The 13682-nt window shown below is 68.7% G+C and carries 15 protein-coding genes and 3 pseudogenes; 4 read left to right on the plus strand and 14 right to left on the minus strand.

Going from position 1 to position 13682, the window contains the following annotated elements; all coding sequences use genetic code 11:
- Positions 1 to 23: 23 nt before the first annotated feature.
- The 4 genes and pseudogenes from ABZ934_RS24350 to ABZ934_RS24365 form a co-directional block, all read right to left on the minus strand.
- Positions 24 to 389 (minus strand): hypothetical protein, encoded by a 366-nt coding sequence (locus ABZ934_RS24350; protein WP_361316897.1) that lies wholly within the window; start codon positions 387 to 389, stop codon positions 24 to 26.
- A gap of 138 nt (positions 390 to 527) precedes the next feature.
- Positions 528 to 800, minus strand: coding sequence for a hypothetical protein (locus tag ABZ934_RS24355; RefSeq protein ID WP_361317100.1), 273 nt, complete (start codon positions 798 to 800; stop codon positions 528 to 530).
- 14 nt (positions 801 to 814) lie between these two features.
- Positions 815 to 1006: pseudogene (locus tag ABZ934_RS24360) on the minus strand (Tn3 family transposase); the annotation flags it as partial.
- Positions 1007 to 1355: 349 nt separating this feature from the next.
- Positions 1356 to 2570: a permease gene (locus ABZ934_RS24365; RefSeq protein ID WP_361317080.1), complete on the minus strand. Its 1215-nt coding sequence runs from the start codon at positions 2568 to 2570 to the stop codon at positions 1356 to 1358.
- A gap of 486 nt (positions 2571 to 3056) precedes the next feature.
- Between ABZ934_RS24365 and ABZ934_RS24370 the strand changes: the two genes are divergently transcribed.
- The gene (locus ABZ934_RS24370; RefSeq protein ID WP_361317103.1) at positions 3057 to 3365 is read left to right on the plus strand and encodes a hypothetical protein; all 309 of its coding nucleotides are present in this window, start codon (positions 3057 to 3059) and stop codon (positions 3363 to 3365) included.
- Here the strand turns inward: ABZ934_RS24370 and ABZ934_RS24375 are convergent.
- The gene (locus ABZ934_RS24375; RefSeq protein WP_361317083.1) at positions 3289 to 3525 is read right to left on the minus strand and encodes a hypothetical protein; all 237 of its coding nucleotides are present in this window, start codon (positions 3523 to 3525) and stop codon (positions 3289 to 3291) included. The two genes, ABZ934_RS24370 and ABZ934_RS24375, sit on opposite strands and share 77 nt — an antisense overlap.
- A gap of 18 nt (positions 3526 to 3543) precedes the next feature.
- Positions 3544 to 3652: pseudogene (locus ABZ934_RS24380) on the minus strand (IS5/IS1182 family transposase); the annotation flags it as partial.
- A 240-nt stretch (positions 3653 to 3892) separates the two neighbouring features.
- Here ABZ934_RS24380 and ABZ934_RS24385 point away from each other — a divergent pair.
- Positions 3893 to 4369: pseudogene (locus ABZ934_RS24385) on the plus strand (IS110 family transposase); the annotation flags it as partial.
- 688 nt (positions 4370 to 5057) lie between these two features.
- Here the strand turns inward: ABZ934_RS24385 and ABZ934_RS24390 are convergent.
- Positions 5058 to 6047, minus strand: coding sequence for a WYL domain-containing protein (locus tag ABZ934_RS24390; protein ID WP_361316899.1), 990 nt, complete (start codon positions 6045 to 6047; stop codon positions 5058 to 5060).
- Between the two features lie 137 nt (positions 6048 to 6184).
- Between ABZ934_RS24390 and ABZ934_RS24395 the strand changes: the two genes are divergently transcribed.
- Together ABZ934_RS24395 and ABZ934_RS24400 are read left to right on the plus strand one after the other, a co-directional pair.
- A complete protein-coding gene (locus tag ABZ934_RS24395) occupies positions 6185 to 6580 on the plus strand; it encodes a RidA family protein (RefSeq protein WP_361316900.1) in 396 nt (131 codons plus the stop codon).
- 133 nt (positions 6581 to 6713) lie between these two features.
- On the plus strand, positions 6714 to 6836 hold the full coding sequence (locus ABZ934_RS24400; RefSeq protein WP_361316902.1) for a hypothetical protein: 123 nt from the start codon (positions 6714 to 6716) through the stop codon (positions 6834 to 6836).
- 8 nt (positions 6837 to 6844) lie between these two features.
- Here ABZ934_RS24400 and ABZ934_RS24405 read toward each other — a convergent pair whose 3' ends face one another.
- The 7 genes from ABZ934_RS24405 to ABZ934_RS24435 form a co-directional block, all read right to left on the minus strand.
- The gene (locus tag ABZ934_RS24405; RefSeq protein WP_361316903.1) at positions 6845 to 8197 is read right to left on the minus strand and encodes a replication-associated recombination protein A; all 1353 of its coding nucleotides are present in this window, start codon (positions 8195 to 8197) and stop codon (positions 6845 to 6847) included.
- A gap of 192 nt (positions 8198 to 8389) precedes the next feature.
- Complete coding sequence (locus tag ABZ934_RS24410) at positions 8390 to 9241, minus strand: PhzF family phenazine biosynthesis isomerase (RefSeq protein WP_361316906.1); 852 nt, start codon at positions 9239 to 9241, stop codon at positions 8390 to 8392.
- A gap of 93 nt (positions 9242 to 9334) precedes the next feature.
- On the minus strand, positions 9335 to 11008 hold the full coding sequence (locus tag ABZ934_RS24415; RefSeq protein ID WP_361316908.1) for an asparaginase domain-containing protein: 1674 nt from the start codon (positions 11006 to 11008) through the stop codon (positions 9335 to 9337).
- Positions 11008 to 11493, minus strand: a complete 486-nt coding sequence (locus ABZ934_RS24420; protein ID WP_361316911.1) for a DUF488 domain-containing protein — start codon at positions 11491 to 11493, stop codon at positions 11008 to 11010. Before ABZ934_RS24420 ends, ABZ934_RS24415 begins: the two co-directional genes overlap by 1 nt.
- Before the next feature lie 63 nt (positions 11494 to 11556).
- Positions 11557 to 12555 (minus strand): methyltransferase, encoded by a 999-nt coding sequence (locus ABZ934_RS24425; RefSeq protein WP_361316914.1) that lies wholly within the window; start codon positions 12553 to 12555, stop codon positions 11557 to 11559.
- 61 nt (positions 12556 to 12616) lie between these two features.
- On the minus strand, positions 12617 to 13027 hold the full coding sequence (locus tag ABZ934_RS24430) for a VOC family protein (RefSeq protein ID WP_361316916.1): 411 nt from the start codon (positions 13025 to 13027) through the stop codon (positions 12617 to 12619).
- Positions 13028 to 13139: 112 nt separating this feature from the next.
- Complete coding sequence (locus ABZ934_RS24435; protein WP_361316919.1) at positions 13140 to 13631, minus strand: PhzA/PhzB family protein; 492 nt, start codon at positions 13629 to 13631, stop codon at positions 13140 to 13142.
- Positions 13632 to 13682: the final 51 nt, after the last annotated feature.

A 13682-nucleotide genomic window follows, 5' to 3' on the forward strand; every position in this document is an offset into this window, starting at 1 on the left:
CTTCCTCCTTTGTGTGGCGTGCTTCAGCTGTAGTCGATGCCGGTACTGGCGCTGCTGCCAGCGCCGTCCGCACTCGCGTCCCCGGTCCGCTCCGCCGTCGCCGACCCGCTGCCCTCCCCCGCTGGGCGCCGCACCCCGGTGCCGGCACTGCCTCCGCCGGTGGCCTCGGCCTTCCCCGTCGAGACGGCCACATCCACCGGACCCGGTGCCTGCCCGGTGGGCGGCTGCTGGAACAGCGCCCAGACCAGGGCGGCGATGGCCACCGCCGCCTGCACCGAGGCCCCCACCAGTTGCCCGGTGTCCGGGCTGTTCAGAAGCCAGAACAACGGTGTCGAGACGATGCCCGCCACCGCCACCACCACGACCGTGATCTTCCAACCCCGCGACACGACCCACCCCTCCCGGAACCAGCCACCGCCAGAAACTGACGGCCCCCACTGATAGCAGCAACACACCCCGGCCACCACGGGTTCCGACGTTCCCGAGCCGATCACCACACAGTCGGACAACAAGGCGCCAGGCAAGCATCAGCCCGGACACCAGCCGGCCACTACAGCCCGGCTCCGGGCTCGTCCACGGCCGCGGTCCGCAGCGGCCGGTGTCCCCGCTCGCTCGGCGAGTTCGCGTTCGTAGTCGACGGTGAGGGAGCCGTAGTAGTTGACCACCTGGCTGCGGGCCGGGGAGATATGCGACGGCACCTCAGCGTCCACCTCGCTGCCGGCGCCGCGCAGTTCGTCCACAGCCAGGGCGAGGTACTCGTGTGCCGGCAGACCACCGCGTTCGTCACGACGGTCAGGCACCACGCCTGCTCGTTCTGCTGCTCAGGCTGACGCCGGGTGGCCCTGCCTTCGCGGGCGTAGTGGAGCCGGCGGCGCAGCGCGTGGAGGGACTCGCCGTTGTTCAGCTGACGGGCGATCTTCCTGCGGTTGGTGGGATCGGACAGGTACTTCGCGGCGTAGATCGTCGGGCGGATCGCGCGTATTCCTTGAGACACGGCGCTGTGCATGATCGGCGGTGGTCAGGTCGGCGAGCTCGTCCAGCGCAACCGAGAAGTTCGCCCTTGCCTCTGTGCCCATGGTGGTCAGTCTTGCGGGAACGGCGACCCGACGGCTTCAAGCTCCGAGGTCCCGGCGGAGCGTACGCGCGGGTCAGGGTTTCCACAGCTGCGAGACGGTGCCGCCACCCACTTCCAGAAGTTGTTGTCGTCGAGGCTGGCGAAGAGCACCAGGTCTTCGTCACCGCTCCGGGCCCGTGTGCGGGTCTCGCCCAGCTTGGCCAGCAGTGCGGCGGCCGCGCATGGATCGGCCCGTGGATGGAGGGCCGACTACACCCCTGGGCGTAGAGACGGTGGTTGGTCAGTCGTGAGGGCCCTCGTCCCGCTCTCCTGTCGCGGGCTCCTGGTCCGGCTCGGCGTGGTGTCCTGCATGGTCGTGGCTGTCGCCGGGTGCGCCGCCCATCGTGCGGAGCATGTCCATTCCGCCGGTCCGGAAGAACGGGATGAGGAGAGTGCCAGCAAGGACGAGGAAGGCGATGTTGAGCCAGGTGGTGTAGTTCCAGGTGATCCCTTCCATGGGGATTTTGGCGTCGGCCTGGTCGGGGATGAGACCGAGTCCTCCGAAGGTGAACTCCACCATGTACCCGGCGATGACGGTAGCGACGTAGAAGGTGCCGAGCAGGAAGAGGGCCATCTTCGCGCCGTAGTACTTCCGGTAGATGTTCAGGATCGGCAGGATCAGCAGGTCGGCGAAGATGAACGCGACGACGCCGCCGAAGCTGATGCCGCCCTTCCACAGCACCACCGCGAGGGGCACGTTGCCGATCGAGCAGACGAACGAGGCGATCGCGACCAGGGGGCCGATGATGGGCCCCCACAGCTTGGACGCCAGGGGATGCCCCTCGAAGAAGAATGTGCGCCAGAACGAGTCGGGCACCCAGGCGGCGATGGCACCGGCGATGAGCAGGCCGATCACGAGGTCGCGCAGGATCGCCGCCCACTCCATGACGAAGACGTGGCTCGTGGACGTGAAGCCCTCACGCGACAGCAGGCGTCGGGCGAAAGACCCCTCCCGCTGCACGGACATGTCCATCGCCGCGTGACCCTCCATCGAGCCGGCCAGCCCGCGTTCGGCCTGCTCCCGTGCCCGGCGCAAGAGCGTGTCGCGCAGGAACGGCCGGAACAGCACCGCCAGCACGACGATCATGATGGGACCGCCGACGAACTCCGCCGCGGTGAACTGCCAGCCCATCAGCAGGGCCAGGATCACCCCGAGCTCGACGACCAGGTTCGTGGAGGCGATCTCGAAGGCCATCGCGGCGGTGAAGTTCGCGCCCTTTCGGAACAGCGAGCGGGCCAGCGCCACTGCGGCGTAGGAGCAGGACGAGGAGGCGGCCCCGAGGCCGGCGGCGATGGCGAGAGTACGGGGGCGGTCGTCGCCCAGCAGCGAGACAACGGTGGACTTGCGTGCGACCGCCTGGACCACGGCGGACAGGGCGAAGCCCAGGATCAGGGCCCAGGTGATCTCCCAGGTCATGGAACCGGCGATCGACAGTGCGTGCAGTACGGCGTGGATCATCCCTGAAGCCTTCCTCCCGGAGCGCGACGTGGAGCCCACCGACACCCGGCTACGTGCCGGCGCCCTGTGGTGGAGAGGCGTCGGGGCGCCGCCTTGCCAGGCGGCGCCCCGACGTGTGTCAGCCGACGTTCAGGGTCAGGGTGCGGTGTGGAGCTTCCCGCCGGTCCGGAACTGCAGAAACAGCCGCCAGTTCCCGGCAGTGGGCAGTTCAGCGTGGAAGGAGGGCCGCCGTGGTCGCCGTTGACCTTCGTCGTGGGGTGGAGGTGGGCGAACTCGCTGTTGCCCTCGTAAAAGGCGGTCAGGTGGGCGTAGGTGTCCAGATAGGGCTGGAGGTCGGTGACGGGCGTGCCGTCCCTGGAGATGGTGACGATCAGCGGTCCCTCCGTGCCTGCCATCGGCTTGCCCTTGACGGTGACGGTGTACCCGTCGGCCTCGGTGGACTCTGCCGCGGCGGATAGCGGGGTCTTACAGTAGCGCCGCACCATGGCCGACAAACCCGACGACTGGCTGACGCTGCTCCTGGAGTGCGCCGCCGAGGACGGCACCCCGCTCACCGCCAAACAGGTCCGCGACGAGGCGCTGAACATGTTCATGCCCGGCCACGAGACCAGGGCCACAGCGCCCGGCCAGGAACGTGTGGAAGGTGCGCTCCAGGCGTTCGATGGCCCGCCGGTAGCGCAGGTTCGCCGGCGTGGGCCATTTGATCCGGCGCCGTTCACCAAAGGCGGTCCAGTTCCCGGTGGCGTTGCGCACGGTGTCGTCTCGGTAGCGGAGCTTGCCTACGCCCCTTGATGTTCGGGGATCCGTTGCGGGAGATGACGGGCAGGATCCGGCGTTTGTACAGCTGGCCACGGTTGGGGTTGGAGTCGTAGCCCTTGTCGCCGAGCAGGGCGTCCAGGCGTCTGCGGGGCCGGCCCGGGGGGCCCGCGACGGGCGGGATGCCGTCGACCAAGACGAGGGTCTGGGTGACGTCATTGACGTTTTCAGCGGTCGTGATGACCTTCAGCCGGGGCGCCGCGTCCGTCGCAGATCAGATGGTGTTTGCTGCCTGTCTTCCGCCGGTCGACCGGCGACGGACCGGTGTCGGCGCCCCCGTTACCTTCTTCATGGCCCCGCAACAGGGCTCCCGGCCTTCGGGGCCCGGCATGACTGAGCCCCCTTGTCGATCAGGATCGAAAAAGTGGTGTCACCGGGATCGAAGGCATTGGCAGACCGCTGATTAGGGGCACGAGCGTTGATCCCGGATGGGAGAAGCAGTCTCTTCGTAACGTGGATGCCGGCACGCTGATGCCGCAGGTGAGGCCGGGAAGAACGCGCTTATGGGGAGCAGGCACGTGATCGGTGAAGGTGGCATCGACGTCTATCTGGGTCTGGACGTCGGCAAGGGCGAACACCACGCGACGGCGCTGACCCCGGAGGGCAAGAAAGTCTTCGACAAGCGGCTGCCCGACACCGAGCCGAAGCTCCGTGAGGTCTTTGCCAAGCTCCAGGCCAAGCACGGCACTGTCCTGGTGGTGGTCGACCAGCCCGCTTCCATAGGTGCACTGCCTCTGGCCGTGGCTCGTGACGCGGGCTGCCGTGTCGTCGCCTATGCGCCGGGCCTGACGATGCGACGGATCGCCGCTCTCTACCCTGGCGAGGCCAAGACCGATGCCCGCGATGCTTATGTCATCGCGGACGCGGCCCGTTCGATGCCGCATACGCTGCGAGCTATCGAGGCGGCCGACGAGACCGTGGCCGAGCTGGAGATGCTGACCGGCTTCGACGATGACCTGGCTACCGAGGTGACACGGACCGGCGCGGCCGGTGCCTGTGCCGGATCGTCGCGGGCGGCTTCCAGACGGGCGGCGAGCGGCCGTCCCGCGGGGCCCAGGAGGACCGTCGTGCGGGCGGCCCGCACCACCGACCACCGGGACCAGGGGCTCTCTTCGGCGCGTGCGAAGACCGAGTCCAGCATGGCGACCACACCGTCCGCGTCCCCCGTGACACGCCACAGAGCCTCGGCGAGGGCCGTGTCCGTGTCCAGCGCGTGCGTGGGGTTGCCGTCCTGGCCACTGAGCACCGCACGCAGGGCGGGCGCAAGCGACGCTCCTCGGGGACCGAGCGAGCTGGCCATCCTGGCGGCCTCCCTGAGCTGGCCGGCGCCACGCCCGAGGTCTTGTTCGAGGCAGTGCAGCAGGGGCGGGAGCTCGCCGTCGAGGTCGTGCAGGGCCTTCGCCGCGGGTAGGACCCGCTGCTCGGCCGCCGCTCGCAACGAGGTGACGGCCCGGGCGCGGGCCGCCGGCGCGCAGTCGGAGGCGACGGAAGCGATGGCCCGGGCGGCCTGGCCGGGAAAGTGCGCGAGCCCCGCGCACCGCGGCGGCGATGCGCGCCGCCGAAGTGGCCGCGGACTTCCCCCTCCTGTTCATGGCAGTCGACGGCGCATCAGGCTCGCTCAACGGACGTCTCGGTGCTCTGTGGTTCGACCTTGGACTGATTGTCTCCTTACGTGATCCTCTGGCCCACCCGCGCTCCATAGCGCGTGGCGATCGCGGTGGCACGGTCATGCAGGGATGTGCGCAGCCACTGCGGGGCCAGGACTTCCGCGTGCGTGGCGTGCTGCCACAGCGCCCATTCGGCGTGTCGCGAATCTTGGAAGGTCACGTTCAAGCGCAGGCTGCCGTCCGCGTCGGCTTCTTCTGCGCAGACGGCCAGCACGGTGGCCACCAGGTGCTCCCGACGCGCCGGGTCCACCCGTACCAGGACGGTTACTTGGTCGCCTCCGGTCCGAAACTGCGCGTTGCGTTCCTGCCAAGCCCGGTCCAGATCCACGGTGTCCGGTCGCTGCGCGGGTTCGTCGAGTGCCTCGGCGGCCAGCACCCGGGCCAGCCGGTAGGTGCGGTCCGCGCCACCCCTCGTGGCCAGAAGGTAGCCCTGCTCGCGTACGGTGACCAAGCCGATCGGGTCCACCGTGCGCCACTTGGGGGTCTGATCCACAGCCGCGTACTGGATGCGCAGCTTGCGTCCGGCGAACACCGCGTGCCGGACCTCGGCCACTATGGTGTCGGACACCTCCTCGGCGGCCACGCGGCGCGACAGGAGGTCGGTCTCCGGGTCGATGAGTAATCGCTGCACCGCGTCGGCCGCCGTGTCCCGAAGGCCATCGGGCAGTCCGTCGACCACCTTGAGCATGGCCGAGGCGAGCGCCGAGCCGAGGCCGAACAGCTGCGCGCCGCGCCGTGATCCGGCGACCAGCAGCGCGAGCGCCTCGTCGTGGTTCAGTCCGGTGAGCGCTGTCTGGAAATCGGGCAACAACGCGAACCCTCCGTGCCGGCCGCGTTCGGCGTAGACCGGGACGCCGGCTGCGGACAGTGCCTCTATATCGCGCAACACTGTGCGGGTGGATACCCCCAGCTCGCGGGCCAGAGTGTCTGCGGTCAGCCGACCGCGCCGGCGCAGCAGTAACACCAGTGAGACCAACCGGTCAGCGCGCATGTAAGAACTTTATCGAGATACATGACTGAAGGTGTCATGTTTTGTTGGCAGGCTCCTTCACACGACGTCAAAGCTTGGCGGCTGCCGAGCCGATGGACGTACGTACTGTCAGTGAACCGAATGGAGCTAGTGCGGCAATGGAACGTAATGCGGTCAACCCGGTTTCGTGGTCAGTAGAGATGGGCTTCAACCAGGGTGAGGTCGTCTCCGGGCACTCGCGCACCCTGTACATCTCGGGGCAAACCGCGATGACCAGCGAAGGCAAGCCCGAGCATGACGGTGACATGGCGGCGCAGCTGACTCTGAGCATCGACAACATCGAGGCCGTGCTCGCCGAGGCCGGCATGTCTCTCGCAAACCTCGTCCGGCTCAACGTCTACACGACCGATGTCGACCTGCTCTTCCGGCACTACGGCGTGCTGGCTGGACGGCTGGGCGCCGCCCAGGTCGCGCCGACCACCACGATGCTCGGAGTGACGCGTCTGGCGATTCCCGGCCAGATGGTCGAGCTCGAGGGCACCGCCGTCGCGTGATGTGACCTCGGCCCGTGCCCGTGCCCGTCAAACCGGCACGGGCAGCGGGCAGCGGGCAAGTGGGGGAATTCCGCCGCTCGTGGTGGCGGCGTTCGCGTCTCCGGCTGCGCCGGCACCACACCGAACTCAGCGTGTGCTCACCGCCGAGTCCTCCTGCCGCTACAGCTACAGCTACACCACCGAGATCCTCGACCGCGCCGACCTCGTACCGATGTTGTCGGCGCTTCGGGACGCAGGCCGCGGGCCACTCCGGTGACACTGCCTCTACTCGCCGCGGACGGCACGGCGAAGCTTCACGAGGCGCTCGTGCAGGATGCGTTCCCCGCCGTGCTGCGTGGGGCGGTAGTAGTCCTTCCCCACGAGTTCGTCCGGCGGGTACTGCTGCTCCAGAACTCCTTCGGACGTGCGGTGGGGGTAGCGGTAGCCGATCGCGTTGCCCAGTTCCCTGGCGCCTGTGTAGCGGCCGTACCGCAGGTGTGCGGGGACCTCGCCGACGGCGCCCGCCCGGACGTCGGCCATGGCCTCGTCGATCCCGAGGATCACCGTGTTCGACTTCGGCGCCATGGCCAGATGCACGGTGGCCTGCGCCAGGGCGAGGCGGGTCTCGGGCATTCCGATCAGCTGGACAGTCTGCGCTGCGGCGACGGCGGCCTGCAGTGCCGTGGGGTCGGCCAGCCCGACGTCCTCACTGGCGAGCACCACCAGCCGCCGCGCGACAAAACGCGGGTCCTCCCCGGCCACGAGCATGCGGGCCAGGTAGTGCAGCGCGGCGTCGGGGTCCGAACCACGGATCGACTTGATGAACGCGCTGACGACGTCGTGGTGCTGGTCGCCCTGCCGGTCGTAGCGCACGGTGGCCTCGGCGACAGCCCGCTCCACGGCCGGCACGTCGATCTCCGTGGCGCCGGTGTCGGTCACCCCGTCGGCACTCGCCTCCAGCGCGGTCAGCGCGCTACGGGCGTCGCCGGCCGCGAGGCGCACCAGGGCGTCCTCGGCCGCGGGAGACAGCGAGACGGCACCGTCGAGGCCGCGCTCTTCCTTCACCGCGCGCCGTAGCAGCTCGCGGACCTCGTCTTCGGTCAGAGACTGGAGTTGCAGCACCAACATCCGTGAGAGCAGCGGCGCCACCACGGAGAACGAAGGGTTCTCCGTGGTGGCGGCGACGAGCAGGACGAGCCTGTCCTCGACAGCCCCGAGCAGCGCGTCCTGCTGGGTCTTTGAGAAGCGGTGCACCTCGTCGATGAACAGCACGGTCTGCCGGTTCTGGCGGTCATGGCGACGACGCGCGTCGTTCATCACGTCGCGCAGTTCTTTGACTCCGCTGGACAGCGCCGAGAGGGCGACGAAGTGCCGGGTGGCGACGGTGGCGAGCAGGCGCGCGATCGTGGTCTTTCCGGTGCCGGGCGGCCCGTAGAGCAACACCGACGCCGCCTCCCCGCCCTCCACCAGCCGTCGCAGTGGCGCGCCGGGACGCAGCAAGTGCGCCTGGCCGACGACCTCGGCGAGTGTACGCGGCCGCATCCGCACCGCCAGTGGCGCCGTGGCGCGCACGGGCTCGGCGGGCGGAGTGTCGTCCGACGTCGTCAACGCGAACAGCCCGTCGTCCTGGGCGGCCATCACTCCATCCATCCCTCGACACAGAGCACGCCTGGGTGCCGGCGCCGATCGTCCGTCCGAAGACCTCGGTCGCCTCGGCTTGCCGCAGTCCGAATGGTCGGCCGCGCCACGTGACGATCGAGGGAAGATGCTCTGCTGGACACGCGCGACGGCCTCTCACCTGTGGGTTGGTCACTCATACGTTCTCGGCGACTACGCGTACAGCGTCCCCCGGGCGACGGCCACGGCAGACCCCGCCACCTGGACCGACTCGATCCGTTCCGGCGTCCCCATGGCCCGAGCACGCATCGTCGAAGGACGGCCGATCTCGACCCCCTGACGGATCTCGATCCACTCCCCGAAGGGGATCAGGGCGTGCCGGGCCAAGTGTACCGCGAGCGAACCGGCGGCCGAGCCGGTGGCCGCGTCCTCCACCACGCCGTAGGCGGGGGAGAACATGCGCAACCTCCACTGAGTCTCCGAGCCCGCGAAGCAGTTGGCGGCCATGTCGGGCAGCCTCGCGAGGATCCTCTGGTCCGGCTCCACGTCGGAGAGTGCGGCGACGCTGTCCAGACCGACGAACACGTGCCGCGGCCCGTTGTTGTAGACCTCGATCGGCAGGGTGCTGCCGGTGGCCACCAAGTCGAGGCCGGCGAGCAGTTCGTCCGCACGATCGTAGGGCTCCCACGTCGGGAGGGGCTGCCACATGCCGGCCGCGACGGCCCGGCCGTCGTCGTCACGCTCGAGTTCGAACTCCACGATGCCCATGGTGGTCTCCATCCGGAGCTCCTTCGCCGGGTGCGACTCGCCGAGCACCACGGCCGTACCCAGGGTGGGATGTCCGGCGAACGGCAGCTCGTTCACCGGGGTGAAGATGCGCACCCGCACGTCACCGTCCTCTTCCGCGGGGAGGACGAAGACGGTCTCCGACAGGTGCATCTCCTGCGCGATTCGCTGCATGCGCTCGGGGGAAAGGCCGGTGGAATCCAGGAAGACCGCGGTCGGGTTTCCTTCCAGCGGGACGTCCGTGAAGACGTCGGCTACCACGTACTTGTACGTACCCATGGCTTCCGTTCTCGTAGGGGGCATCGGGGCTCGTCCGTCGGACTCCCGGGCGAGGGTCGCTTCGACCTCGCCGCCGACACGCCGTGTCTCGGGTCAATGGGTGTCGAACAGGGCCTGGTACTGAGCGACCGCCTTTTCCGTGGCCGCACGCTCGTCGAAGGTCGGACTGAAGGGATCCGCAGCCGGGGGCAGGGCACCGAACTTGAGCAGCGCGGCCATGAGGAGCATGCGCGCCTTGGTGGCCGTGAGGTTGTTGCCCGAGATGAAGGTCGGGTCGGTCCGGTACGCCATGCCTCCGGTGTTGCCGCGACCCGTGCGGACCACCGGCATACCGGCGAAGATGGCGACGCTCAGCGCCGCGTTCCTCGTCGGGTCGGCCATCCCGAACGGCGACATGCCTTCGCATACGAACCCGGACAGTGGCGCGTTGGCGAGGTTGGCGTCGATCCGTGCGAGGATCTCGACTTCCTCGTCGGCGACGGGCGGGTTGTCGATGCCGGTAGCCGTCGCCGCGTACCGGCTGTATTTGGTGATCGAGACGTGCGGCATGGCGGCGGGTATGAGTCCGTCGGGGTCCTTCGTTTCGACGTCGACCGAAGACACGCCCGTGTCCAGGCTCCCGGTGACACCGTCCACCCGCTCGGGGAGGATCGTAAGGCGCAGCTCCGAGCGATGGGTGTGCCTGCGGGCGGGGAGGTAGGTGAGCTGTGGGGAGCCGTAACCACCCAGGTCGGCGACCACACCCCCATGACCGCCGGTGACTTCGTAACCGCCCGGTCGGGCGTCGACCTTGGTCACGTCCCGGGCCGAGTAGACGAGTTCGTCGACGATCACGCAGGCACCGACGCGGTCCTCGCCCCGTTCGTCCAAGGCGACGCCCGAGGCTATGAACTTCACGCCGTCAACCACGTTGCGGTCGCCGTCCGCGCTCAGGGACTGGTGGCGGCGCTGAGCCGCGTGTCCGACGAGCGGCACCTTCGTGTCGACCACAAGTCCGAGCCAGTAGAGGGTCTCGTCGACGGTCGGACTCCCTTCGAGCCATTGGACGCCGGCGTACTCTCCATTTGCGAGGACGGCCTGGACCTGGTTGGTCGCCTGGGCGAGGTTCGCCAGGCCGGGCTCGCTCTGGAGGTGGTAGGGGTAGTAGACGAAGAAGTCCTGCCCGAGGCGCTCGGAGTCGGGACCTGTGGTGTATCCGCCCGACGGAGCTGCGCGGAAGAACTCGAAGTCGGCGATCGACCACAGCTCGACGGGGGTGCCGTGGTCGCCGAGGCCGAACCGCTCGATCTCCTCGTAGAGTCGGCGGGCGTCGGGGTAGAACGTCTGCCGAGCGGCTCCCGGTGGTGCGAACGGTGCCGTCGAGGTCTCCTCCCACGCGGATCCGTCCGCCTGTCTGCCCATGTAAGGGAGCGGATAGAGACCGTCGGCGGGGTCCAGTTCGACGACGTACACCGGTGTAGCGTCGTCGAAAGGCCGCTCAGCGTGGACCGTGCCGTCCTCGTCGAGCCAGCCGTCCGGCGGGGCGTACAGGCCGGCCGCGTCTCGTTCGAGCGGATGCGCACTGAACGCCTCGACGTACAGCGTCACAGGAGCCGCGAGCCGCTGGGGACGCAGGACGTCGAAGTGGGAAGGGCGCGGCGGCAGGCCGTGGCGTGCGCGTGCCTTGTTCGAGGTGACCAGGTCCGGTGTGTTCAGGATCGTCGCCGTCGGTCCGGCGAACACCGCGATCCGCGGACGCGGTGCGCCGCCCGGAGGAATGTCGTCCATTACAGCGGCCTCAGATGTTCGATCGTGATGGGGTGCTGCTCGGCCAGCCGCTGGGCGACCAACGACCGGTGGCAGGCCTCGGGGTCGCGCTCGACGCAGAACAGCGCCGCGATGCCGCTGCTCGGCAGCGCCGACACGATCGGCTCGAGATCGGCCGGGTCGAGGATCTCGGCGGTGTAGCGGCGGGTGTACTCGGCGGCGAGCTCGCGGCGGGAGCGCTTGCCGACCCCTTGGCGGTCGTCCTCGGCGTACTGGAGGTGACGCAACTCCGGGGTCGGGGCGAGGTCCCGGTGGTGCTCGTAGGCGATCCCGGCCCCGGCGAGGGCCGCCTGCAGCCGGCGCGAGTTCGCCCAGGCGTAGTCCGGTCCGCGGACACCGCGGCGCTGACGTACGTCGATCAGCAGGCGCACGTTCGCCTGTCGTAGTCGTTCCAGGAAGGAATCGCCGTCGAAGCCGTAGACGCCGATCGTTGCCAAGGTGACCACCGGGGACCTCCTCTTCGCGCTGATGCCCGTGCGGGGCGGATTCCGTGCGTACCCCTGCTGCCGCTACGGGATGCGCGGCGCGGCGATCAGGGCGGTCGTCTCCATGGGCAGCTCCGCGGTCCCGGCGATGTCCAGCCCGGCCCGGTTCAGCAGCCGCGTGATCCTTTCGAGGGTGCGGTGTTCGCCGCCCGTCGTCACCAGGAGGTGCAAGTCCCACAGGGCGGGGAGCACGGTGGAGTTCTCGTCCTCGACGAAACGGTCGAGGATCAGCAGGCGCGAGGAGGAGTCCGCCATGGCGCGGCGGCAGTTCTCGAAGACGCCGACGACGGCTTCGTCGTCCCAGCCGGCCAGCACGCGGCAGAGGATGTAGACGTCCCCGCCCTGCGGGACGCCCTGGAACATGTCGCCGCCGACCAGCTCGGCGCGGTCCAGGCCGACGGTGGCGGACAGGTGCTCACGCGCCTTCGGCATCATGTGCTCACGGTCGAAGAGCGTTCCCCTGGCGTCCGGAGTGGCGCCGAGGATGGTGGCGAGCAGGTGCCCGCCGCCGCCGCCCACGTCGACGACCGTCTTGCCGGAGAAGTCGAAGACCTCGGGCACCTGGTGGAAGAACATGCTCGCGGCGTTCATGGTGAGCTGGAACCGCTTGGCGGTGGCCGCGTCCTGGCCCAGGTATTCGTAGAAGGACCGGCCGTAGGCGACCTCGAATCCCGAGCTCTCCGTGCTGATGGCGTGGTGGGCGTGACCCCACGCCGCGTAGAACTCCTCGCCGTAGAGCAGGCACATGTCGCGCAGCGACTGAGGTCCCTCCAGCAGGGCAGCGCTCACGCGGGTACCGCGGTAGCCGGCGGACTCGCTGCCCTCGAATATGCCCATGGCCACCAGAAGGCGCATCAGGCGGTGGATGCCCTGCTCGTTCGCCCCGGTCGCCTTGGCGAGCTCGGCGTCGGTGGCCCGGCCGGCCTCGATGTGGTCGGGCAGCCCGAGTTTGACGGCGGTGTGCAGCGCCTGCGCCCTCCATCCTCCGGTGATGATGTCGACCACGTCTCGAGTTGCCTGCACGTCGACTGTCATTGAGACCTCACATCCCCCGCGACACAAAGCGGTGCGTACTGCTTCACGATCAGGACTGCTGGCAGGTGATGTTGAACATCCAGGTGATCCCGAACTTGTCCACGAGCGTCCCGGCCTCGTCGCCCCAGATCTGCTGCTTGAGGGGCATCGCCACGGTGCCGCCGGCGGACAGCTTCTCGAAGTACCCGCGGAGACCGGCGTCGTCCCCGCCGAGGTAGAGGGCGACGTTGGTGCCCGGGTTGAAGGGAACCCGCTCCGGAACGTCCCACGCCATCACGGTGAAGGCGTCCGAGGTGGTGAGCGTGGCGTGCATGATCTTGTCGGCGTCGGGCATCTCCGTCGAGCCGAAGTCGGCGAAGGTACCCAGCTCCAACTTGCCGCCGAGGACTTCGTGGTAGAACTCCATCGCCTGCCGGGCGTCCCCGTCGAAGGCGATGTACGGGTTGAGCTGAGATCCCACCTGATGCTCCTAGCTGTATGTGCGGACGATGTGAGCGGGCGACGGGCACCGGTGGACCTTCCGGGGCCCGTCGCATCCGGTTCGTGGAATGCGGAGGGAGGTCCCCTGGCCCCTAGGTGGGGATTCCGCCGCGGTTGACCTTCGGCACCTCGATGCCGAGCGCGCGCAGCTGCTGGAACGGATTCATGAACTCGCGGTTCTGCTTGATCTTTCCGTCTTCGAGCAGAAACGAGTGGATGAAGTGGTTCTTGTAGTAGCCCGGCGGGTAGTCCGGGTAGAGGATCTGGCCCTCTCCGTCACACTCGACCCAGAACCTGTTGGGGTCCTGTGTCTCGAAGATCTCCACGTTCTTCCACTCCCAGTCGGGGAACATGCGCAGCGACCACTCGCCGTGCGCCTTGAGCTTCTCGTGCCCCTGGGAGGTGATCGGCTGTCCGGTGTCGCTGGTCCACAGGCCGGCGCTGCCGTCCTCGGCGAAGAGCTGGTAGCGCGTCAGCCGGTTCTCGCCCTTGCGGCTCATGTAGTCCGCGACGACGGCACGGTGCCGGGCGCGCAGGTCGAGGTCGGTTTCGAACCCCTCAGGCTGGGCGTTTTCCGTTCCCATCTCGTATCTCTCAATCCAGTACGGGCGTGGATGTTGACGCGGTGAGTGCGA

This window comes from Streptomyces sp. NPDC046557, from assembly GCF_040645975.1.
Taxonomy (GTDB): Bacteria; Actinomycetota; Actinomycetes; order Streptomycetales; family Streptomycetaceae; genus Streptomyces.